The 22,701-nt window shown below is 74.0% G+C and carries 16 protein-coding genes; 7 read left to right on the top strand and 9 right to left on the bottom strand.

What is annotated here, in order from left to right; translation table 11 throughout:
- Positions 1–14 precede the first annotated feature (14 nt).
- The 3 genes from araA to E1284_RS08175 all read right to left on the bottom strand — a co-directional run bounded on the left by araA (position 15) and on the right by E1284_RS08175 (position 3,301).
- Entirely contained in the window at positions 15–1,514 is a 1,500-nt protein-coding gene (araA, locus tag E1284_RS08185) for an L-arabinose isomerase (protein ID WP_131938394.1), read from the bottom strand.
- Between the two features lie 3 nt (positions 1,515–1,517).
- Positions 1,518–2,183 (bottom strand): L-ribulose-5-phosphate 4-epimerase, encoded by a 666-nt coding sequence (locus E1284_RS08180; protein ID WP_131938393.1) that lies wholly within the window; start codon positions 2,181–2,183, stop codon positions 1,518–1,520.
- 65 nt (positions 2,184–2,248) lie between these two features.
- Positions 2,249–3,301 carry a LacI family DNA-binding transcriptional regulator gene (locus tag E1284_RS08175; RefSeq protein WP_425544460.1) on the bottom strand — a complete coding sequence of 351 codons (1,053 nt, stop codon included), beginning with the start codon at positions 3,299–3,301 and terminating at the stop codon, positions 2,249–2,251.
- A gap of 458 nt (positions 3,302–3,759) precedes the next feature.
- On the opposite strand from E1284_RS08175, the gene E1284_RS08170 reads away from it, so the two are divergent.
- The 5 genes from E1284_RS08170 to fdh all read left to right on the top strand — a co-directional run bounded on the left by E1284_RS08170 (position 3,760) and on the right by fdh (position 11,661).
- Positions 3,760–4,245, top strand: coding sequence for a MarR family winged helix-turn-helix transcriptional regulator (locus tag E1284_RS08170; protein ID WP_165965174.1), 486 nt, complete (start codon positions 3,760–3,762; stop codon positions 4,243–4,245).
- Between the two features lie 214 nt (positions 4,246–4,459).
- The gene (locus E1284_RS08165; protein ID WP_131938391.1) at positions 4,460–5,692 is read left to right on the top strand and encodes a PP2C family protein-serine/threonine phosphatase; all 1,233 of its coding nucleotides are present in this window, start codon (positions 4,460–4,462) and stop codon (positions 5,690–5,692) included.
- A 38-nt stretch (positions 5,693–5,730) separates the two neighbouring features.
- A complete protein-coding gene (locus E1284_RS08160; protein ID WP_131938390.1) occupies positions 5,731–6,468 on the top strand; it encodes an SCO6745 family protein in 738 nt (245 codons plus the stop codon).
- 118 nt (positions 6,469–6,586) lie between these two features.
- The gene (locus E1284_RS08155; RefSeq protein WP_243714337.1) at positions 6,587–8,347 is read left to right on the top strand and encodes a hypothetical protein; all 1,761 of its coding nucleotides are present in this window, start codon (positions 6,587–6,589) and stop codon (positions 8,345–8,347) included.
- Positions 8,348–8,418: 71 nt separating this feature from the next.
- Complete coding sequence (fdh, locus tag E1284_RS08145) at positions 8,419–11,661, top strand: formate dehydrogenase (protein ID WP_165965173.1); 3,243 nt, start codon at positions 8,419–8,421, stop codon at positions 11,659–11,661.
- Positions 11,662–11,736: 75 nt separating this feature from the next.
- Here the strand turns inward: fdh and selD are convergent, their stop codons facing one another.
- Genes selD through selA form a run of 3 tightly spaced genes read right to left on the bottom strand, consistent with a single transcriptional unit; the run spans position 11,737 to position 15,814 of the window.
- Positions 11,737–12,732, bottom strand: coding sequence for a selenide, water dikinase SelD (gene selD / locus E1284_RS08140; protein WP_131938387.1), 996 nt, complete (start codon positions 12,730–12,732; stop codon positions 11,737–11,739).
- Entirely contained in the window at positions 12,729–14,495 is a 1,767-nt protein-coding gene (gene selB, locus E1284_RS08135) for a selenocysteine-specific translation elongation factor (RefSeq protein WP_243714336.1), read from the bottom strand. Before selB ends, selD begins: the two co-directional genes overlap by 4 nt.
- Positions 14,492–15,814 carry an L-seryl-tRNA(Sec) selenium transferase gene (gene selA / locus E1284_RS08130; protein ID WP_131938386.1) on the bottom strand — a complete coding sequence of 441 codons (1,323 nt, stop codon included), beginning with the start codon at positions 15,812–15,814 and terminating at the stop codon, positions 14,492–14,494. Before selA ends, selB begins: the two co-directional genes overlap by 4 nt.
- Positions 15,815–16,049: 235 nt before the next feature.
- Between selA and E1284_RS08125 the strand changes: the two genes are divergently transcribed.
- Entirely contained in the window at positions 16,050–17,291 is a 1,242-nt protein-coding gene (locus E1284_RS08125; protein WP_243714335.1) for a PucR-like N-terminal domain-containing protein, read from the top strand.
- Positions 17,292–17,294: 3 nt separating this feature from the next.
- Here the strand turns inward: E1284_RS08125 and E1284_RS08120 are convergent, their stop codons facing one another.
- The 3 genes from E1284_RS08120 to E1284_RS08110 are packed head-to-tail and all read right to left on the bottom strand — an operon-like array spanning position 17,295 to position 21,313.
- Positions 17,295–19,064, bottom strand: a complete 1,770-nt coding sequence (locus E1284_RS08120; RefSeq protein WP_131938385.1) for a fatty acyl-AMP ligase — start codon at positions 19,062–19,064, stop codon at positions 17,295–17,297.
- Positions 19,061–20,023 (bottom strand): acyl-CoA desaturase, encoded by a 963-nt coding sequence (locus tag E1284_RS08115; RefSeq protein ID WP_131938384.1) that lies wholly within the window; start codon positions 20,021–20,023, stop codon positions 19,061–19,063. The genes E1284_RS08120 and E1284_RS08115 overlap by 4 nt, the downstream gene beginning before the upstream one ends.
- An 18-nt stretch (positions 20,024–20,041) precedes the next feature.
- Positions 20,042–21,313, bottom strand: a complete 1,272-nt coding sequence (locus E1284_RS08110) for a lipase family protein (RefSeq protein WP_131938383.1) — start codon at positions 21,311–21,313, stop codon at positions 20,042–20,044.
- Positions 21,314–21,465: 152 nt separating this feature from the next.
- Here E1284_RS08110 and E1284_RS08105 point away from each other — a divergent pair, with 152 nt between their 5' ends.
- Positions 21,466–22,653, top strand: a complete 1,188-nt coding sequence (locus tag E1284_RS08105) for an MFS transporter (protein ID WP_131938382.1) — start codon at positions 21,466–21,468, stop codon at positions 22,651–22,653.
- Positions 22,654–22,701: the final 48 nt, after the last annotated feature.

Genomic DNA, 22,701 nt, shown 5'->3' with positions numbered 1-22,701 from the left:
TCTAAAGGCCCTGCTCATGACAGGCCGCGGGCCAGGCGATGGTACGCCTGGTTCCAGCGGATCTCCTTGGTGAACTGGCGCAGCGTCGTACCGGCGTCGATGGTGAGCAGCTCGACCCCGGCCATCTCGGCGAGATCGTTGAGCTCCTCGGCGCCGAGCGCGGCGGACAGCACGGTGTGGTGCGGCGCCCCCGCCGTCAGCCACGCCTCGGTGGAGGTGCGCAGGTCCGGCAGCGGCCGCCACACCGCGCGGGCGACCGGCAGCATCGGCAGCGGCTCCGGCGGCGCGACGACCTCGATCTCGTTCGCGACGAGCCGGAAGCGGTCCCCCATGTCGGCGAGGCCGGCCACGACGGCCGGGCCCGGCTCGGCGTCGAACACGAGCCGCACCGGGTCCTCGCGCCCGCCGATGCCGAGCGGGTGGATCTCCAGCGACGGCCGCCCGGCCGCGATGGACGGGCAGACCTCCAGCATGTGCGCGCCGAGGATCAGCTCGTTGCCCGGTTCCAGGTGGTAGGTGTAGTCCTCCATGAACGACGTGCCGCCGGACAGGCCGGCGGACGCGGCCTTCAGCGTGCGCAGCAGCGTCGCCGTCTTCCAGTCGCCCTCGCCGCCGAAGCCGTAGCCGTCGGCCATCAGCCGCTGCACGGCGAGGCCGGGCAGCTGCCGCAGGCCGCCGAGGTCCTCGAAGTTCGTCGTGAACGCCTTGAAGCCGCCGCCGTCGAGGAACGTCCGCAGGCCGAGCTCGATGCGGGCGCCGTAGCGGAGGGACTCGTGCCGGTCGCCGCCCGGCCGCAGCTCCGGGACGACGTCGTAGGCGTCCTCGTACTCCTTGACCAGCTCGGTGACGTCGACGTCGGGGACGGCGTCCACCACGTCGACCAGGTCGTTCACGCCGTAGGTGTTGACGGAGACGCCGAACCGGAGCTGCGCCTCGACCTTGTCGCCCTCGGTGACCGCGACGTCCCGCATGTTGTCGCCGAACCGGGCCAGCTTCAGCGTGCGCAGCTCGTGGTGCCCGGCCGCCGCGCGCGCCCACCCGGCGATGCGGGCGCCCACCGCCGGGTCGGAGACGTGCCCGGCGACGGTCTTGCGGGCGACGCCGAGCCGGGACTGGATGTAGCCGAACTCCCGGTCGCCGTGCGCGGCCTGGTTCAGGTTCATGAAGTCCATGTCGATCGAGTGCCACGGCAGCTCGACGTTCGCCTGCGTGTGCAGGTGCAGCAGCGGCTTGGACAGCACGTCCAGGCCGGCGATCCACATCTTCGCCGGGGAGAAGGTGTGCATCCACGCGATCACGCCGATGCAGGAGTCGTCGGCGCTCGCGTCCAGGCAGATCCGGCGGATCGCGTCCGCGTCGGTCAGCACCGGCGTCCAGCGCAGCGCGACCGGCAGCGCCTCGCCGAGCCGCGCGGCGATCGCGCCGGACTGGTCGGCGACCTGGCGGAGGGTGTCGTCGCCGTACAGGCCCTGGCTGCCGGTGAGGAACCAGATCTCGCGGTTCGGAAAGCTCATGCCTCAGCCCCTCTGGCCGTAGACGTTCTGGTAGCGGTCGTACAACCGGTCGATGTCGCCGGCGTCCATCGGCAGCGGCTCGCCGAGCTGGCGGGACAGATGGACGGTGCGGGCGACGTCCTCGCACATCACGGCCGCCTTCACCGCGGCGCGGGCGTCGGCGCCGATCGTGAAGACCCCATGGTTGCGCATGAGGACGGCGGGGCTGCGGTGCCCGTCGAGCGTCTCGACGATGCCGCGGCCGATGTCGTCGCCGCCGATGAGCGCGAACGGGCCGACCGGGATCTCGCCGCCGAACTCGTCCGCCATCGCGGTGAGCACGCACGGGATCGGCTCGTTGCGCGCCGCCCAGGCGGTCGCGTAGGTGGAGTGGGTGTGCACCACTCCGCCGACGTCGGGGCGGTGCCGGTACACGTAGGCGTGCGCGAACACGTCGCTGGACGGCTTGAGCGGCTGGTCGCCGACCGGTTTGCCCTCCAGGTCGCACAGCACCATCGCGTCGGGGGTGAGGTCCGCGTAGGGGACGCCGCTCGGCTTGATCAGGAAGCTGCCGCCGTCCACCCGGGCGGAGACGTTCCCGGCCGTCCACACGACCAGCCCGCCCTCGACGAGCAGCCGGTGCAGGACGGCGAGTTCGGTGCGGAGCGCGGCGGTCTCGGGGGCTGTCATGTCCGCTCCTTTGTTAGCGCTAACATCATCGGGCTGCCGAAAGGCGCCTCGGTCTCGGACGGGGGTCAGGTGCGGCGGCGCACCCCGGTGCTCTCCCGGACGACGAGCTCGGGTTCCACCACGCGGCGGGCGGCGGCCGGATCGGGAACCGGCCGGGAGGCTCCCTCGATCCGGTCCAGCAGCAGGCCGAACGCGCGCCGCCCCACCTCGCCGAAGTTCTGCCGGACGGTCGTCAGCGGCGGCGGGAAGTAGGCGGCCTCGGGCACGTCGTCGAAGCCGACGACGCTCACCTCGCCGGGCACGTCGCGGCCGGCCTCGCGCAGCGCCCGCAGCAGCCCGAGCGCCATCGCGTCGTTGGCCGCGAACACCGCGGTGACCTCGGGCTCGGCGGCGATCTGCCGGCCGATCTCGTAGCCGGACCGGGCGCTCCAGTCGCCCGCCGGCGCGTCCGGGACCTCCCGTCCGGCGGCCTCCAGCGCGGCCCGCCAGCCGTCCGCGCGGCCGCTGGCGTCCACCCAGTCGGCGGGCCCGGCCAGGTGCAGGACGGTCTCGTGGCCGAGGCTCAGCAGATGCCGGACGGCCCGCTCCGCACCGGCCCGGTGGTCGACCGCCACGGCGGGGAACGGCACGTCGCCCCCGGCGCCGACCGCCACCAGCGTGGTGTCGGAGGGCAGCTCCTTCAGCCCCTCGGCGGCCGACTCGTGCGGGGCCACGACCATGATCCCGTCCGCGGACTGGGCGCGCAGCCGCTCCACGCCCTCCCCGATCGAGCGCCGGTTCAGCGAGCTGAGGCTGACGATGCTGACGTTGTAGCCGTGCTCGCGGGCGGCCTGCTCGATGCTGAACACCGTGGACGCGGGCCCGTACAGGGTGGTGTCGAAGCTGACGACGCCGAGCACCCCGGACCGCCCGGTGGCCAGCACCCGGGCCGCCGAGTTCGGCCGGTAGTCGAGGGCCTGCACCGCCGCCATCACCCGGGCGCGGGTCTGCGGGCGCACCTTCTCGGGGGTGTTCAGCACGCGCGACACGGTCATCGCCGAGACGCCGGCCATCGCGGCCACGTCCTCCATCACCGCCAGCCGCCGGCCGTCGGGCGCCTCCGGTGATTCGGCGGCCACATCGCCTCCCCGATTTCCTCGCTACGCCCCGAATGTTTGCGCTAACTCGCCCGAATGTCAACAGCCGGACGCCCCGCCGAGCAGGGCGTCCGGCACCGGACGTCTGGCCGCCCCGCGCCCCCGCGCGGCGAGCGCGAGCACGGCGGCCGGCGCCTGCGGACCGTCCCGTTCTGGACGTGGGGCGACCCGGGACCGCGGGCGGGACTGGACGCGCTCGTCGACCGCCTCCGCACCGGCCCGCCCCGGGCGGCGCCCGACGCACCGTCGCGCCGTGACGCCGGTTGCCTCTATCGTGGGGTACCGCCCGCGACCGTACCGCCCGATCACGGCCGACGTGCTGCGGTGATTCCGCCGGGAGGACGCGGCGGGCGCCCTGGGAACCGGGCCGTCGAAGGGTACTCCGTGCGAAAGGCCGAGCTGTGAGCCAGCGACGACCGCGGACGTCGGGTGACGAACCGGTGGACGATGCGGCGACCGGCGTCCCGGATGACGTGACGGCCGCGGTGGAGCGGGTGCTGAGCACGACGGCGCAGTTGTGGAGCCGCGCGGAGCAGGGGCTCGAACCGGCCATCTCGCCCATCCAGCTGCGCGCGGTGGAGGCGATCTCGCGGTTCGGGGGGCTGAACCTCGGCGGGCTGGCCGAGGAGCTCGGCGCCATCCCCTCGTCCACGAGCCGGCTGTGCGACCGGCTGGAGGCCGCCGGGCTGATCGTGCGCGAGCCCGCCCGCGCGGACCGGCGGGAGATCATCGTCCGGCTCAGCGACCAGGGCGAGCAGCTGCACGCGCAGCTCGTCCGGCGGCGGCGCGCGGCGGTGCGGGACGTGCTGGCGCACCTGTCGCCGGCGTCCCGGGCCCGGCTGATCGACGCGCTGACGGAGTTCGGCCAGGCGTGCGAGCGGCGGGCGCCCGGCGGGCCGCGGGCCGTCGACTCCCGCACCGCCTGACGGCGCGTGCACAACTCGACGTCAAGTATTTGCCATAAGACAAACTCTTTGGCAGTCTTCCCCTGCGGTCCTCCGTCCCCGGGTGCGAGCGGTGGCCGGGACGGACCGGAGCACCGAGCCGCTCCCCCTGGTGGCCGGCCGGACGGGGGGGCCGGCCGGAGACCGGGGCGCGGCCGCGTCCGGCGTCGGCAGACAGCAACGAGATGGGGTCTCGATGAGCACGCAGGGCCGCCTGGCCACGGGTGAGCGGGGCCGCCCGGCCGCCATCGAGCGGGCGCTGCGCGCCGCGCCCGCGCACGCGGTGCCCGAGGCGCTGGCCGCCGTGCTCCGCCGCGAGTACCCGCAGATCTCCGCCGTCCGGCTGCTGGTGAGCGACTACCACTCGCGGGTGCTGCTGCCGGTCGAGCCGGTCCCGGCCGTGCCCGGAGCCGCCGCCGATGCCGCCGACGACGCGCTCCCCATCCGGCAGAGCACCGCGGGCCGCGCGTACGTCACGCGCGGCGTGCTGGTCGCCGGGGCCGAGGACGGCGGCGGGCCGCGCGAGACGCTGACCTACATACCGGTCACCGCGCGGGGCGAGCGGCTCGGCGTCCTCGAGGTCGCCTCGGCGGAGCCGTGGGGCGCCCCGGACGCGCCGGCGGAGATCGGCGAGCTGCTCGGCATCGCCCTGAAGGTCGCGTGGAACTGGACGGACCGGTACGAGCGGGCCAGGCGCCGGCGGCGCCTCACGCTCGCCGCCGAACTGCAGTGGCAGCTGCTCCCCGGGCACGGGTGCGCGGACGAGACGTTCAGCCTCGCGGGCCACCTGGAGCCCGCGTACTCCATCGGCGGGGACAACTTCGACTGGTCCGCCGAGCACGACCATCTGGCGCTGACCGTCACCAACGGCGCGGGCACCGGCATCAGCGCGGCACTGCTGACCTCGCTCACCGTCGGCGCGCTGCGCAACGCGCGCCGCTCCGGCGCCGACCTCGGCGAGCAGGCGAGCCTGGCGAACGACATGGTGCACGTCCGCTACGGCGGCCGGGAGTTCACCGAGACCCTCGTCATGCGGATCGACGTCGGCGACGGCACCGTGCACGTCATCGACGCGGGCTCGCCGCGGATCCTGCGGCTGCGCGGCACCGAGGTGACGCGGGTGCCGCTGGAGCAGCAGCTCCCGCTCGGCATGTTCCCCGACACCGAGTACCGCCCGCAGCGGTTCGCGCTCGAGCCGGGCGACCGGCTGGTCATCGTCAGCGACGGCGTCTTCGCCGCGACGACCGGCCGCGGCGAGTTCGGCACGCAGGCACTGGAGCAGGCGACCCGGCGCAGCCGGCTGCAGGACGCGGCGGAGGTGCCGCTCACCATCATCAACGAGCTGATCGAGTTCCACGAGGGCGCCGGGCTCGCCGACGACGCCGTGGTGGTGTGCCTCGACTGGCACGGCCCCGCGAGCGGCGGGTAACCTCCCGCTTACATCGCCCCGGAGCCGAGGAGTCCCCCATGCCGGAACTGACCGCCGCCGAGACCGTGCGGGCCGCTGACGCGATCGTCCACGACATCGGCTCGAAGTGGATGCTGGACCCGGCGGTCTCCGCGCACGGGAAGGAGCTCGGGTACGGCAACCCGTTCGCGTTCTACTTCGCCGGGCGCGGCGGCGTGCTCGGGGACGTCGACGGCGGCGTGGTGCGGGCCGCGCTCGGCTTCTTCGAGCCCGGGGTCGTCCGCGCCATGTGGGACGAGGGCGTCGCGGTCGCCGGGGCCCGGGAGGCGGCACGGCGGTACGCCACCGCGTTCACCGCGTGGGGCGAGGAGCACGTGCCCGACGACCCCCGCCTGTGCGAGCTGGCCGAGCGGGTCGCGGACGCGGCCGAGGGCGCCGGGCTGCCGCTGTTCTGCGGCTGGCGCGCCGAGCCGCTGCCCGCGAGCGGGCCCGGCCGGCTGGTGCAGGTGCTGCAGGTGCTGCGGGAGCTGCGCGGCGGCCTGCACCTCGTCGCGACGACCGCCGTCGGCCTGTCGCCGCTGGAGGCGGTGCTGGTCGACGAGGGTGAGGGGAAGGCCCGGTTCTGCGGCTGGCAGGGCGACCTCCCCGACTGCGCGCACCTCGAGCCCCGGCTCGCGGAGGCCGAGCAGATCACCGACCGGCTCGCCGCCGAGGTGTACGAGCGGGCGCTGACGCCGTCCGAGCGCGCCGAGTACGCCGACCTGGTGGAGAAGGCGGGCGCGGCCGTCCTCGGCTGACCGTTTTGTCGCGCGGGCACAAGGCGCGCGCGGAGATTGCGCAAACGGACGACTGTCGTCAGGAGAACGACAGGTTCATTGTTGCCCCGTAACCGATCACCTCCGGAAGGAGCGAGTGATGGGGCGACCCACCCTGTTCTCCGCGGACGGACGACCCGCCGCGGCTCTGGCGGTCCTCGCCGCGTCCGCGCTGGCGCTGGGCACGTCGGCGCCGGCACTGGGCGCGGCGGCCGGGCCGGTGAGCGCGCAGGAGGCCGGCCGGTCCGAGACGCCGGTGGCGTCCGGTTCACCGGTCACCGACGTCAGCGAGTCGGTGGTGCGGGTAAAGGTGCCGCTGCCGGCGTCCGCCGGCCCCCACCCGCAGGCCTGCGACTGGCTGTCCTACCTGCGCTTCCGGCACAAGGACGGGCCGGCGGCATCAGCGGACGCCGACAAGATCCTCATCGCGCAGCCCGGCATCCTGGAGGGCGCGGGCGCGTTCGACAGCGTCGCGCGGAACACGGTGTCGGCGGCGGCGAAGAGCGGGCGGCACATCGAGTTCTGGGCGCTCGACCGGCGTTCGAACTGCCTGGAGGACCGCACCGGGATCGAGGCCGGCCTGACGGCGAAGGACGTCCATCTCGCCGTGGACTACTACTACCGGCAGAAGGCGGTGGACGGGCGCGAGTTCGCCGGCTACCAGTCCAACGACCAGGTGAAGTGGCTCCAGAACGTCGGCCTTGAGCAGACCGTCCGCGACCAGTACGACCTGATGGCCCGCGAACTGCCGGACCAGGCGGCGCGCAAGCGGAAGATGCTGTGCGGCGGCCACTCGCTCGGCGGGGTCCTCACCGCCTACTTCGCGGAGTGGGACTTCGACGGGGACCACGCCACCACCGGCGACGCCGGCTACAACCAGTGCTCCGGCTACTTCGCGCTCGACACCCGCATCGCGACGGGCCTGCCGGGGATGGGCGGCCAGGTCCCGGAGGAGTGGGTGCCGATCGTGGAGTTCGGCGCGGGCGCCGTCCAGGCGGGGCTGGAGACCGGGGTGGTGCCGCGGACGCTGTCGGCCCCCGCCGTGATCAACACCGAGACGATGAACCTGCTCGGCATCGCGGGCCTCGCCGCCAACCTCGATCCAGGCGGCCTGTCCGACCTCGCGACCTATGTCCCGTCCAGTTCCAACACCGACATGACGTACCGGGTGCTGTTCTCCAAGGACTACCCGACGTTCCTCAAGGGCTCCCCGACGGTGAAGGACTTCCGCTTCACCAACGCCGCCGCGCTCGGCGGGCTGCTGGACGACAACTCCGAACCGCTCGCGTTCATGCAGGCCAGCGTGGGCTTCTGGGACGGCGGAAAGATCGTCGACAAGGAGTTCCCGGCACCGAACAACCTGGACGAGATCGGCCTCGGCGGCCTGTCCCGGCTGCTCGGCACGGACAAGAAGGCGATCCCCGGCGAGCCGGGCGGCCCGCTCTACACGTGGCGGAACTACGACCGCGTCGGCGCCCCCGACGACCCGGTCCACACCTCGAAGGACGGCACCCCGTTCACGTCCGCCGGCAAGGAGGTCACCGACATCGCCGAGCTGGCCCGCAGCCTGTCGGAGCACCCGCTCGACTTCACCGAGCATTACTTCCCGACGAAGATGATCACCGACATCGCGCTGGCGGGCGCACCCGGCATCGCGGACGACGCCGTCCATGAGGACGGCCTCACGGCGAACCCGACCCTCAATCTGGAGGCGGGCGCCGGGCTCCGGGGCGGCGACCCGCAGCCCGGCGACGTCGTCGCGCCCGGCTACCAGCACATCGACGTGCTGACCGCGTCCGCCGTCCAGAACGACGGGAGGCCGGAGCCGGTCTCGGCGAGCCTGGCCGCGTTCGCCCGCTGATCCACGGGTTTGTTTTGCCGCTCCGGCGGCGGGTAGGTGGACGGCGCGCCGACGGTGAAGGGTGGTGTGGCATGGGCGTTCGTACATGGATCGGGTCATGGCCCGTCTACCGCCAGCTCACCGGCGACGATCCGCTCGGCCGCGGAGCCGCGGCGAAGAGCGCGGGGTCCGAGCGGATCAGGGCGCGGGTGAGCACCGCCGACCGGGTCGTGAAGTCCGTCTGCCCGTACTGCGCGGTCGGCTGCGGGCAGGACGTGTACGTCAAGGACGGCAAGGTCACCCAGATCGAGGGCGACCCGGACTCCCCGGTCAGCCGGGGGCGGCTGTGCCCCAAGGGCTCGGCCAGCCTCCAGCTGACCACCGGGTCGGCCCGCGAGCACCGGGTGCTGTACCGGCGCCCCCACGGCACCGGCTGGGAGCCGCTCGACCTCGGCACGGCGATGGACATGATCGCCGACCGGGTGATCGAGGCGCGCCGGCAGGGCTGGCAGTGGGAGCAGGACGGCCTGCGCGTGCGGCGCACGCTCGGGTTCGCCAGCCTCGGCGGCGCGACGCTCGACAACGAGGAGAACTACCTGATCAAGAAGCTGTTCACCGCGCTCGGCGCGGTGCAGATCGAGAATCAGGCGCGCGTTTGACACTCCTCCACCGTTCCCAGTCTGGGGACCTCGTTCGGCCGCGGCGGCGCGACCACCTTCCAGCAGGACCTGCAGAACTCCGACTGCATCGTCATCCAGGGCTCGAACATGGCCGAGTGCCATCCGGTCGGGTTCCAGTGGGTGATGGAGGCGAAGGCGCGCGGGGCGAAGCTGATCCACGTGGACCCGCGGTTCACCCGGACCAGCGCGCTCGCGGACGCGCACGTCCCGCTGCGCGCCGGCAGTGACATCGCGTTCCTCGGCGGGATCATCAACTACGTCCTGCAGAACGACAAGTACTTCCGCGACTACGTGGTGGCCTACACCAACGCGCCGGTGATCCTCACCGAGGACTTCCGCGACACCGAGGACCTCGACGGCGTCTTCTCCGGCCTGGACCCGGACAAGCGCGGCTACGACCACAGGACGTGGCAGTACGAGGGCATGGAGGTGCAGTCGGCCGCCGGCGAGCGGGACATGGAGTACGACGACCGCGTCTCGGAGGCGGGCCGCGGGGAGGCGCACGGTTCCGGCGGCCCCGCGATCGGCGAGGGCCACCCGCCGCGCGACCCGGCGCTGGAGCACCCGCGCTGCGTGTTCCAGGTGCTCAAGCGGCACTACTCGCGGTACACGCCGGAGATGGTCGAGCGGATCTGCGGCGTCCCGCGGGACCAGTTCCTGCAGGTGTGCGAGATGCTCACCGAGAACTCGGGGCGGGACCGGACGTCGGCGTTCGTGTACGCGGTGGGCTGGACGCAGCACACGGTCGGCGTCCAGTACATCCGCACGGCGGCGGTCCTGCAGAGCCTGCTCGGCAACATCGGGCGGCCCGGCGGCGGCATCCTGGCGCTGCGCGGCCACGCGTCCATCCAGGGGTCGACGGACATCCCGACGCTGTTCAACCTGCTGCCCGGCTACATCCCGATGCCGCACGCGCACACCAACGAGGACCTCGACGCGTTCGTCCGGGCGGAGTCGGCGAAGAAGGGCTTCTGGGGCAACATGCGGTCGTACGCCGTGAGCCTGCTGAAGTCCTACTGGGGCGACGCGGCGACCGAGGACAACGACTACTGCTTCGACTACCTGCCCCGGCTGACCGGCTCGCACAGCACCTACGAGACGTCGATGGCGCAGATCGACGGGGTGTGCAAGGGCTACTTCCTGCTGGGCGAGAACCCGGCCGTCGGGTCGGCGAACTCCAAGATCCAGCGGCTCGGGATGGCGAACCTGGACTGGCTCGTCGTCCGCGACTTCTCCCAGATCGAGTCGGCGACGTGGTGGAAGGACGGCCCGGAGATCGAGTCGGGCGAGATGCGCACCGAGGACATCGGCACCGAGGTGTTCTTCCTGCCCGCCGCCACGCACACCGAGAAGGACGGCAGCTTCACCAACACCCAGCGCATGCTGCAGTGGCACCACCAGGCGGTGGAGCCCGCCGGGGACGCGCGCAGCGACCTGTGGTTCATGTACCACCTGGGCCGGATCATCCGGGAGAAGCTCGCCGGGTCGGCCGACGAGATGGACCGCCCCGTCCTCGACCTGACCTGGGACTACCCGACGCACGGCCCGCTCGACGAGCCGGACGCCGAGGCGGTGCTGGCCGAGATCAACGGCTTCGACGGCGACGGGAACCCGCTGTCGTCCTACACGCAGCTGAAGGACGACGGGTCCACGAGGTGCGGCTGCTGGATCTACTGCGGCTGCTACGCGGACGGCGTCAACCAGACCGCCCGCCGCAAGCCCGGCAGGGACCAGCACTGGGTCGCGCCCGAATGGGGCTGGGCGTGGCCGTCGAACCGGCGCATCATCTACAACCGGGCGTCCGCCGACAAGGACGGCAAGCCGTGGAGCGAGCGCAAGGCGTACGTCTGGTGGGACGCCGAGGAGGGCAGGTGGACGGGCCACGACGTGCCCGACTTCATCGCCGACCGCCCGCCCGACTACAAGCCGCCCCGGGACGCGACGGGCCCGGACGCGCTCGCCGGCGACGACCCGTTCATCATGCAGGCGGACGGCAAGGCGTGGCTGTTCGTCCCGGCGGGGCTGACGGACGGCCCGCTGCCGACGCACTACGAGCCGCAGGAGTCGCCGTTCACGAACCCGCTGTACACGCAGCAGCGCAACCCCGTCCGGCACCTGCCGCCGCCGCATCCCGACAACCGGTACGCGCCGGCCGACGGGTCGCCGGGCGCGGAGGTGTACCCGTTCGTGACGACCACCTACCGGCTCACCGAGCACCACACGGCGGGCGGCATGTCGCGCTGGCAGCCGTACCTGGCCGAGCTCCAGCCGGAGTTCTTCTGCGAGGTCTCGCCGGAGCTGGCGGCCATGCGGGGACTGGAGCACGGCGGCTGGGCGACGATCATCAGCCCGCGCGCCGTCATCGAGGCCCGGGTGCTGGTGACCGACCGGATGCAGCCGCTGACCGTGGACGGCCGGACGGTGCACCACATCGGCCTGCCCTACCACTGGGGCCCGAACGGCTACAGCACCGGTGACGCGGCGAACGAGCTGCTGCACCTGTCGCTGGACCCGAACACCCACATCCAGGAGGCGAAGGCGCTGTCGGTCGACATCCGGCCGGGCCGCCGCCCGCGAGGCCCGGCCGCGCCGGCCCTGGTCCGCGAGTACCGCGAGCGCGCCGGCATCACCGAGGACACCGGAACCGAGCTCTGACCCGCGTTGACCTGCGGCGTGTTGTTGTTATCCGGCGGCTCATAACAACAACACGCCGCAGGTCAACGTCAATGGTCAGCGGATGAGGAGGGGGTGCTCGCCGGCGGGGACGAGTTCGCCGATGATCGGCTCGCCGGGGATCTCGCCCGCCACCAGGAGGCCGCCGGAGGTCTGCGCGTCGGCGAGGAGGAGGCGGTCCTCCTCGGGGGTGCCGCCGAAGTCGGTGTGCGGGGCGACCCAGTCGAGGTTGCGGCGGGTGCCGCCGCTGACGTACCCGGCGCGCAGCGACTCGCGGGCGCCGTCCAGGTAGGGGACGGCGGCGGCGTCGACCACGGCGGTCACCCCCGACGCGCGGGCCAGCTTGCAGAGGTGCCCGAGCAGCCCGAAGCCCGTCACGTCGGTGGCGCAGACGGCGCCGCCCTCCAGCGCGGCGGCGGACGCGTCGCGGTTCAGCTCCACCATGGCCGCGACGGCGTCCTCGAACACCTCGCCGGTCGCCTTGTGCCGGTTGTTGAGGACCCCGATGCCGAGCGGCTTGGTCAGGGTGAGCGGCACGCCCGGCTTGCCGGTGTCGTTGCGGAGCAGGGCGGCCGGGTCGGCGACGCCGGTGACGGCCATGCCGTACTTCGGTTCGGGGTCGTCCACGCTGTGGCCGCCGCCGACGTGGCAGCCGGCCTCGGCGGCGACGTCCAGGCCGCCGCGCAGCACCTCGCGGGCGAGGTCGAACGGCAGCACCTCGCGGGGCCAGGCGAGCAGGTTCACCGCGACGAGGGGGCGGCCGCCGACGGCGTAGACGTCCGACAGCGCGTTCGCGGCGGCGATCCGCCCCCAGTCGTAGGGGTCGTCGACGACCGGGGTGAAGAAGTCGGCGGTGGCGACGGCGGCGAGCCCTCCCCGGGAGCCGGGCAGCCGGACGACGGCGGCGTCGTCGCCGGTGTCGAGGCCGACGATGAGCTCGGTGTTGGGCGCGTCCGGGACGGTGTTCAGGCCGGCGACCACGTCCTCCAGCTCGCCGGGCGGGATCTTGCAGGCGCAGCCCCCGCCGTGCGCGTACTGGGTCAGTCTCTTCATCTACCCCTCCCGGTGCAGCGCCGCCGGAGGTCGTCCACCCGGACCGTGTAGCCCTTGTCGTCCAGGTGCTCCAGGAGCGGGACGGCGACGCGGCGGGTGGTGCCGAGCGCGCGGCGCGCCTCGCTCAGCGTGAACGGGCCGCCGAGGCCCGCGAGCAGCGCGGCGGCACGGGCGTCGTCGCCGGGCAGCAGGACGATGCCGTCGCCGACCCTCAGCAGCGCGCCGGTCGCGGCGGCGACGGCGAGGAGCTTCGGGGTGAGTCCGAGTTCGGCGAGCCGGTCGGCGTCCGGTGCCCGGAACGGCGCCTCCCCCAGGTCCCGGCGGACGGCGTCGACGGCCTTGCGGACGGGCGCCGGCAGTTCGGGCGCGGTCGTCTCGCCGTAGATGCGGCCGTCGCGCCGGCGCAGGCCGCCGGCGAGGGCCTCGACGAGGGCCCGGTCGGGCAGGCCGAGTGCGCGGCGGGCGGCGTCGGCGGGCAGGCCGGGGTCGGTCGGGTGCGCGGCGGCGTGCTCCTCGACGGCCGCGACGAGGCGCTTGCGGAGGTCCTCCCAGTGACCGGGGTCGGCGAGCCAGTCGCCCGCCACCGGTTCGGACGGCACGGGGAAGCCCATCGCGACCAGTTCGGCCCGCGTGATGAGCCCGCGGCGGCGGAGCTCGGCGGCGCCGTCGGGCCGCTCGCCGAACGAGGCGAGGTCGCGGGCGCGCGCCGCCGCGGCGCCGCGCCTGCGGAACGGCTCGGGGCGGACGTCCAGCACCGTGACCCCGGCCGGGACGCGGTGGGCGCCGGGGTCGCGCAGCAGCGCGATGTCGCCGGCCCGCAGCGGCAGCGGCCGGCGCAGCGCCAGCCGCGCGGTGTCGGCGCCGAGCGGCCGCACATGGACCGGGACCGCCGCCGACCCCGCGTGCAGGGTCAGCTCGCGCGGCAGGTCGTGCGCGGGCTCGCCGCGCAGCCGCACGTCGACGACGTCGGCGGTGAGCCAGCGTCCGGGGGTGAGCAGGGCCTCGCCCCGGCCCGCCGCCCGCACGCTTGCGTGCAGGTTGACGGCGACGCGGGCGACGGCACTGACCTCGCCGTGGTCTTCCTTGAGGCTCTGCAGGCCGCGGACGCGCGCGACGTCGCCGCCGACGGCGAGGCGGTCGCCGACGCGGATCGTCCCGGCGCCGAGCGTCCCGGTCACGACGGTGCCCCTCCCCCGGACGGTGAAGACGCGGTCGATCCAGAGCCGCACGTCGGCGTCGGCGTCGGGCGTGGGGAGGGACGCGGCCAGCCGTTCCAGCGCGGCGCGCAGATGGTCCAGGCCGTCACCGGTCGTGCCGCTGACCATGACCGATTCGACGTCGCCGAAGGAGGTGGCCGCGATGTGGGCGAGCGCCTCCTCCCGCGCAAGGTCGGCCAGGTCGGGATCGGCCAGGTCGCACCGCGTGACGGCGAGGAGCCCGTGCCGGACGCCGAGCGCGTCCAGCACCGCCAGATGCTCCTCGGACTGCCGCTGCCAGCCCTGGTCGGCGGCCACCACGAACATGACCGCCGGGACGGGCCCGACGCCGGCGAGCATCGTGCCGACGAGCCGTTCGTGCCCGGGGACGTCCACGAACGCGAGGCGGTCGCCGCCGGGCAGGGTCGTCCAGGCGAAGCCCAGCTCGATCGTCAGGCCGCGCCGCCGCTCCTCCTCCAGCCGGTCGGGCTCCATCCCCGTCAGGGCGCGGACGAGGGTGGACTTGCCGTGGTCCACGTGCCCGGCCGTGGCGACCACGTGCATCATCGCGCCGCCGCAGCCCGGATCGCCGCGGCCAGGTCGCCGTCCCGCTCGGGCGGCACGGGCCGCAGGTCGAGCAGGCAGCGCCCGTCCTCGACCCGTCCCATCACCGCCGGGGCGCCCCGCCGCAGCCGCACCGCATAGTGCTCGGGCACCGACACGGCCGCGCTCGGCAGGACGACGCCCGGCGCGCCGCCGCCCCCGACCGCCGCCTCGCTGTCCACCGCGACCGCGTCGACACCGCCGTCCCGCAGCCGCGCGGCGATCCGCTCGGCCCGCTCGCGCAGGGCCGCCGCGTCGGCGTGCAGCGCCTCCTCGGCCGGGGTGCGCGGCCCTCGGAGCGTCGCCTCCAGCGCCGCCAGCGTCATCTTGCCGACGCGCAGCGCCCGCGCGAGCGGATGCCGCGCCAGCCGCCGCACCAGGTCCTGTCGCCCGAGGACGAGCCCGCACTGCGGCCCGCCCAGGAGCTTGTCCCCGCTGGCCGTCACCAGGTGCGCGCCCGCCTTGAGCATGGACGCGGCGTCGGGCTCGTCCGGCAGCAGCGGCTCGTGCGCGAGCAGCCCGGACCCGATGTCGGCGACGACCGGCACTCCGAGCCCGGCCAGCTCCGCGACGTCCGCGCCCCGCGTGAACCCTTCGATCCGGAAGTTCGACGGGTGCACCTTCAGGATGAACCCGGTCTCCTCGCCGACCGCCGCCGCGTAGTCGTCCGGCGTGGTGCGGTTGGTCGTGCCGACCTCCCGCAGCCGCGCACCCGTCGCGGCGAGCAGCTCGGGGATGCGGAACCCGTCCCCGATCTCCACCATCTCGCCGCGGCTGATGACGATCTCCCGCCCCGGCGCGAGCGCGACCGCGGCGAGCACGAGCGCCGCCGCGCCGTTGTTGACGACGTGCGCGGCCTCGGCCTGCGGCACCCGCTCCGCCAGCGCCGCCAGCGCCGACCGGCCCCGCCTCGCCCGCCGCCCGGTCGCGAGGTCCAGTTCGACGTCGGTCGCGCCGGACGCCAGGGCCACGGCCTCCCGCGCGGCGTCCGACAGCGGCGCGCGCCCGAGGTTGGTGTGCAGCAGCACGCCGGTCGCGTTGATGACGGGCCGCAGCCCGGACGCCGTCACCGGCAGCGCGGCGACGGCGGCGTCGGCCACCGCGCCGGGCGGGATCTCGCCCGCGCGCGCCCTGCGCTGGGCCGCGACGACGGCCGCCTTGACCACCCCGCGCCCGAGCCGCCCGGCCGCCTCGGCGAGCCGCGGCTCGGCGAGCAGCACATCGGTGCGGGCGATCCGCCGCCGCCCGTCCTCGGCCACGACGGGCACGGCTCCACGATCCATCAGCGACCTCCGATGCAGAGCGCTACCCGCCCGCACCGCCCCGAAACGGGGGCCTGCCGCCCGGTCGCGCCCTGTCTCGGCGCGGTAGAACGGAACGGTGACCGGTCCGTTCTCCGGCGTGCCGTTCCACCCCGTATGACAACGAAGGCGGCGGCGTTGTCACCGATGTGAGTGTCGTGTGTGATCCAGGTTACCTAGCCTGGCGGCCCGGGTGTTCGCTGACGGAGGTGGCACTGTGACGGAGCTGTACGAGACGTCCGCGGAGACCGACGACCTGTCGGGCGAGCCCTGGCGGGACGTCCCGCGCGAGGAGGCGGGGTGGATCCGCCCGCACCTCCCGGCACTGGCCGACATCATGGTGGAGGGGGTGCTCCGGCACGTCCCCGAGTACGCCCGCCCCGGCGACCCCGTCTACGTCGAGGTGATGCGCGTCGCGGCCACGCGCGGCATGGGGCATTTCGTGCAGATGATCGCCGACCCGGACGCGTCCTGGAAGGAGGTCCACCAGGTCTTCTTCGACATCGGGTACGGCGAGGCGATGGAGGGCCGCTCGCTGGAGCACCTGCAGAACGCGCTGCGGGTCGCGTCCCGGACGGCGTGGCGGTACCTGTCGCGGGAGGCCGACCGGCTGCAGAAGCCGCGCGAGCTCGCGATCGCGCTCACCGAGGTGAACTTCGCCTACCTGGACCTGCTGGCGTCCGCCGCCGCGCAGGGCTACGCGCGGGCGCGCGAGAAGGCGGCGGGCGAGCGCGAGCAGCGGCGCAGCCGGCTGCTGAGCCTGCTGCTGTCCGATCCGGCGGCGCCGCGGGACGTCGTCGTGGAGCAGGCGAACCTCGCCGGGTGGGCACTGCCCGAGCGGCTCGCGGTGATCGTGCTGACCCCGCGTCCCGGCAGCGGCGGCGAGGGGCCCGCGGGGCTGCCGCCGTTCCTGCTGAGCGGCCTCGACCGGGGCCGGCCGTGCCTGGTGATGCCCGACCCGGACCGGCCCGGCGGGCCCGACCGGCTCACCGCCACCCTCGGCGGCTGGACCGGCGCGGTCGGCCCGTCGGTGCCCGCCGACCGGGCCGGGGTGTCGCTGCACTGGGCGCACCGGACCCTGGACCTGCTGGCGGCCGGGCGGCTCGGCCGGGCCGGGACCGGCCTCGTGCACGCCGACCGGCACATGCCCGACCTGTTACTGCAGGAGGGGTGGACGCTCGCCGAGGCGGCGGCGCGGCGCCGGCTCGCGCCGCTCACCGCGGTCGGCGCGCACCGCGGGTCCCGGCTCGCGGTCACGCTGCTGGAGTGCCTCAAGCACGGCTTCAACGCGACGGACGCGGCCGAGGCGCTGTGCGTGCACCCGCAGACGGTCCGGTACCGGCTCGCGCAGCTCCACGAGCTGTTCGACTACGACTTCGAGGACCCGGCGGTCCGGCTGGAGCTGATGCTGCTGCTCCCCGTCTGGCTGCGCGACCGCGCGGACGGGGAGCAGCAGTGAGCGTCACTCGGCGCGCGCGGCGACCTCCGTGACGGGCAGCGTCCCGTCGAGGTGGGCCCGGCGGCAGGCGGACCGGGCGATCTTCCCGCTGCTGGTGCGGAGCAGGCCGCCGGGCTCGATCAGCACGAAGTCGTGGACGCGCAGGTCGTGCTGCTGCTTCACGGCGGCCCGCACCGCCCGCGCCACCTCGTCGACGTCGAGGAGCGCGACCGGCACCCGCCGGTTCCGCTCGGCGATCACGACGAGGCCCTCGGTGCCGCCGGCGTCGCCGGTCTCGACCGAGACGGCGCAGGTGTACTCGCGGCGGATCGCCTTGTGCGCGCCGGACACGGTGAACTCGATGTCCTGCGGGTAGTGGTTGCGGCCGTCGACGATGACCAGGTCCTTGATCCGGCCGGTGACGAACAGCTCACCGCCGTGCAGGACGCCGAGGTCCCCGGTGCGCAGCCACGGCCCGCGCGGCAGGTCGCCGACCGTGCCGGACAACTCCGCCTCGAACGTCTCCTTCGTCGCCTCGGGACGCCCCCAGTAGCCCGCCGCGACGTTCGGGCCGTGCACCCAGATCTCGCCGACCCTGCCGTCCGGGAGCCGGACGCCGGTCTCCGGGTCGGCGATCACGACATGCTGGCCGTAGGACGTCCCGCACGCGATCAGCTGGATCGCGCCGGGCGCGCCGGCGTCGCACGGCTCGGCCGCGCCGCGGCGGAGCGCCTCGTGGTCGAACGCGACGCGGGTCGGCGTCCGGAACCGGGACGACGCCGACACGTACACGGTCGCCTCGGCCAGGCCGTAGGCGCACACCTGCGCCTCCGGCCGCAGCCCGCAGTCCTTGAACGCCTCGTAGAAGCCGGTGAGCGTGCTCTCCCGGATCGGCTCCGCGCCGTTCATGAAGACCTGCACGCCGCTCAGGTCGAGCTTCGCCTTCTCCTCCTCGGTGACCTGCGCGGTGAGGTACTCGTAGGCGAAGTTGGGGCCGCCGGTGAACGCGTGCTCCTGCTCGCTGAGCAGCTCCAGCCAGCGGACCGGCCGCATGATGAACGCCACCGGGTCCATGATCACGCCCGGGTTGCCGTACACGAGCGGCAGCGCGACCGTGGTGACGAGGCCCATGTCGTGGAACACCGGCAGCCAGTTCACCCCGGACGACTCGCGCGGGATGCCCTCGAACGTCCGCCACAGCTGCTCGGCGTTCGTCGCGAAGTTGCCGTGCGTGATGATGACGCCGGCCGGGGTCCGGGTCGACCCGGACGTGTACTGCAGGTAGGCGACGTCGTCGGGGTCGGTCGGCTCGGGCGCCCAGTCGAGCGCCGCGTCCACCTCGTCCGCGACGATGACCTCCGCCGGCGCGCGCACCGACTCGCCGCCGAGGAACGCCTCGACGGCCGGCAGCGACGCGCGCGTGGTGATGACGACGTCGGGCTCGGCGTCCTCGTAGACGGCGAGCAGCCGGTCGCCGTGGCCGGGCAGGTCCGGGGAGAACAGCGGGACGCCGATGACGCGGGCGTACATCGCGCCGAGGAACCCGGTGACGTAGTGCAGGTCCTGCGGGGCGAGCAGCGCGACGCGGCGCCCCGGCTCGGTCGCGCGGCGGATCGCGGCGGCGATGGAGCGGGCGCGCCGGTCCAGCTCGCCCCAGGTGACGTGCGTGGCGACGCCGTCCGGGTCCGCCGTGTAGTCCATGAACGTGTACGCGCGGTCGCCGGGGAAGTCCTTGGCGAATCGGGCGAGCCGCTCGATCAGCGGGGTCCGGTCGAGTGCGGGGAGGTCGTTCATGCTGCTTCTCCGTCGGGGGTGACGCGCCTGGAGGCGAGGCGCTCGTGGTCGGGCCAGCGGACGTCCCAGACCCAGCCGAGCTTCTCCAACAGCCAGATGACGCGGGCGCTGATGTCGATCTGGCCCTTGAGGACGCCGTGCCGCGCGCAGGTCGGGTCGGCGTGGTGCAGGTTGTGCCAGGACTCCCCGAACGACGGGATGGCCAGCCACCACACGTTGCGGGCCTTGTCCCGGGTCTTGAAGTCCTCCTTGCCGAACACGTGGCAGATGGAGTTGATGGAGAACGTGACGTGCTCGCCGACGAACACGCGCATCAGGCCCGCCCAGAACAGCGCGGTGAGGGCGCCGTGCCAGGAGAACGTGAGCAGCGCGCCGAGCCCCATCGGGACGAGGAACGTCGACAGCACGATCACCGCGTAGACGGGATCGAGGGACAGGAACCGGATGTCCTTGTCCTTGAGCAGGTCGGGCGCGTACTTGCTGCGGGACGTGCGGTCCTTGCTGAACAGCCAGCCCATGTGCGCGTGGTACAGCCCCTTGGTCAGGCCCCACACGCCCGGCCCGTACGCCCACGGCGAGTGCGGGTCGCCCTCCTGGTCGGAGTACTTGTGGTGGCGGCGGTGGTCGGCGACCCACCGGACCACCGACCCCTGCATCGCCTGCCCGCCCAGGACGGCGAGCGCGATGCGCAGCCACCGCTTGGCCTTGAAGCCGCCGTGCGTGAAGTGCCGGTGGTAGCCGACCGTGATGCCGAGCGCGTTGAGCGGATAGAGGAAGGCGAAGATGGCGACGTCCGTCCAGCCGATCCCCCAGCCCCACAGGAAGGGGACGGCCGCCAGCAGCCCGAGGATCGGCGCGGCCACGAACACCACGACCGCGATGCGCTCGGGCAACGGGACCGTGCCGGAGATGTCCGGCTGCGGCGTTCGGTTGCCGACGTCGGCGACACCCGCTGTCATGTCCTGGTTCTCCTTAGCTCAGCAGTTGCCCTGGACGGGCTTGCCCTCGAAGCGGTCGCCGAGGAAGTTCGTCACGTCCCCGGCGGCGCCCCAGTCGGTCGACAGGTGCTCGGTCGGGTAGGTGTTCTTCCACAACGTGGTGATGCCGGCCTTGCAGTACGCCTGCCGGGTGCCGTCCTCGGTCTCGTGCGGGATGATCTCCTCCAGCCAGCCGCGGTACTGGAACACCGGGAAGCCGATCTCGTACTCGGCGCCGGAGGAGGGCGTGCCGATGCCCACACCGAGCTTCTGCCGGTCGACGATCTCGCTCCACGTCACGCCGCCGGGCCCCTTGAGCGCGTAGAGCCGCTCCAGGCTGAGCCCGTCCTTGGAGAAGTTCTCGACGCGTGCGCCGAGGAACACCGCGAGCGTCCCGAACAGGCAGTTGGACTTGACGTCCTCGATGGCCCGCCGGCCCTTGTCGTTCATCAGGTCGGTGAACGGCATCTCCGGGTAGGCGGCGTTCAGGCCGACGAGCGCGTCCGCGAGGAAGCCCGCGAAGAAGCCGCCGTTCAGCTGCTTCGCGGTCAGCTTCAGGTCGCCGGGCACCCCGCCCGCCGCCGCGCCCACCACGTCCAGCTCCGGCGCGTAGGAGGACGCGAGCTGCGCGCCCCACAGGGAGGCGGCGCCGCCCTCGGAGTAGCCGGAGATGCCGACCTTGCCGTCCGCCGTGAGCGTCCCGCCCGGGATCCGGCGGGACGTCCGGACGATGTCGAGCAGCGCGTGCCCGGCGTTCGCGCCGATCATGTACGTGTGGACCCGCCCGTTCAGGTACCCGGCCCCGTCGGTCGCGGCGACCGCGAACCCGGCCTTGAGGAACAGCTGCAGGTTCCCGCCCTCGTACATGTCGACGTACTGGCCGGCGAGCTGCTTGGAGAACGCGCACTGCGGGCCGGAGCCGAGCGTCCCGGGGTTGAACGCGACGGTCGGGCGGGAGCCGCCCTTCGTCCAGGTCGCGTCCGGGATCGCGACCGTCCCGGTCACGATGTTCTTCTGCCCCCCGGCGTCGGTCGAGACGTACCGGACCTTCCACGCCTTCATCGGGACGTCGCCGGGGATGTTCGTCAGCTTCGCCGGACGGCAGGCGAGCAGGTCGCCCGGGTTCCCGGTGACCGCCGCCGGCGGCGCCGCGTAGATGTCGGCGTCGGTGGCGTCGCAGCCCGGCGGCGCCGCCGCGGCCTGCGGCGCCGTGACGGGGACCGCGAGCGCCGCGCCGAGCACGGCGGCGCTGAACAAGGTGCGGAGGCGCATTCCTGCTCCAGGGGGTGGCCGAACACCGAACGCTGACGACTGTGCCGACCACGCCCGCCGCGCGGAATGAAGTCTTCTCACATGCTCGGCCGGTCTTCTTAGCAACCAACCCAAGAACGGCGATGTCGGGAGGGTCGCCTAATGTCACGGGCATGAGCGAGTCGCTGCGGGACGCCGAACGGGCCGGCGGGACGCGTCCGCGCCTGGTCACGCGGCCGCTGGTGCTGGTGCTGGCGGTCACCGTCACGAGCCTGTCGGGCGTCTTCCTGCTGCTGTCGGTCGTCCCGATGTACGCGGTCGACAGCGGGGCGGGCCGCGCGGGAGCGGGCCTCGCCACGGGCGCGCTGATGCTGACGACGGTCCTCGCCGAACTCGCCCTGCCCCGGCTGCTCACCCGGTTCGGGTACCGGACGGTGCTCGCGGCCGGCACGCTGCTGCTCGCCGCGCCGCCGCTCGCGCTGGCGCTCTCGTCCGGCACGGCGGTGATCATCGGGGCGAGCCTGGTGCGCGGGTTCGGCTTCGGCGTCGCGGTGGTGCTGCCGAACGCGCTGGTCGCGGCGCTCGCGCCGGACGGGCGGCGCGGCGAGGCGCTCGGCCTGTTCGGCATCACCTCCGGGGCGCCCGCGGTGCTCGCGCTGCCGCTCGGCGTGTGGGCCGCCGACCGGGTCGGCTACCCGCCCGTCTTCGTCGCGAGCACGGTGCTCGCGCTCGCCGCCCTCGCGCTGCTGCCCGGCATCCCGAACCGGCTGCCGTCGCCGTCGCCGTCCGCCGCCCCGGCCGCGGCGAAGGAGCGACCGCTCGGGATGGTCGGGGGGCTGCGGTCGCCGGAGCTGCTGCGCCCGGCGGCGGCGTTCGCCGCGACGGCCATGGCGGCGGGCATCCTGATCACGTTCCTGCCGGAGGCGGTGCCGGCCGGGGGCGTCGCGGCGGCGGCGCTGTTCGTCCAGCCGGCCGCGACCACGGCCGCCCGCTGGTGGGCGGGGCGGGCCGGCGACCGGCACGGCGCCGCGCGGCTGCTGATGCCCGCGCTGGCCGTCGCCGGGGCCGGGATCGCGCTGCTGGTGCTCGTCCCGCACCCGGCCGCCGTGTTCGGCTCGATGGTGCTGTTCGGCGCGGGCTTCGGCGTCACCCAGAACGCGAGCCTGGCGATGATGTACGAGCGGGCGCCGGCGTCCGCGTACGGGACGGTCAGCGCCCTGTGGAACATCGGCTACGACGGCGGCATGGGCGTGGGCGGCGCCGCGTTCGGCGCGGCCGCCGCCCACAGCGGCTTCCCCGCCGCGTTCGCGCTGACGGCCGTCGTGATCCTGCTGGCGCTGCCGCTGGCACGCCGCTCCTGAGCGGGCGCCGGTCAGCCCTCGGCCGGGCGCGGGCGCTCGGGGGACGGG

The sequence above is a fragment of the Actinomadura bangladeshensis genome (assembly GCF_004348335.1).
GTDB classification, from domain to species: domain Bacteria; phylum Actinomycetota; class Actinomycetes; order Streptosporangiales; family Streptosporangiaceae; genus Spirillospora; species Spirillospora bangladeshensis.
Note: the sequence above shows the minus strand (reverse complement) of the source record. Positions and strands in the feature narration are given on the sequence as shown.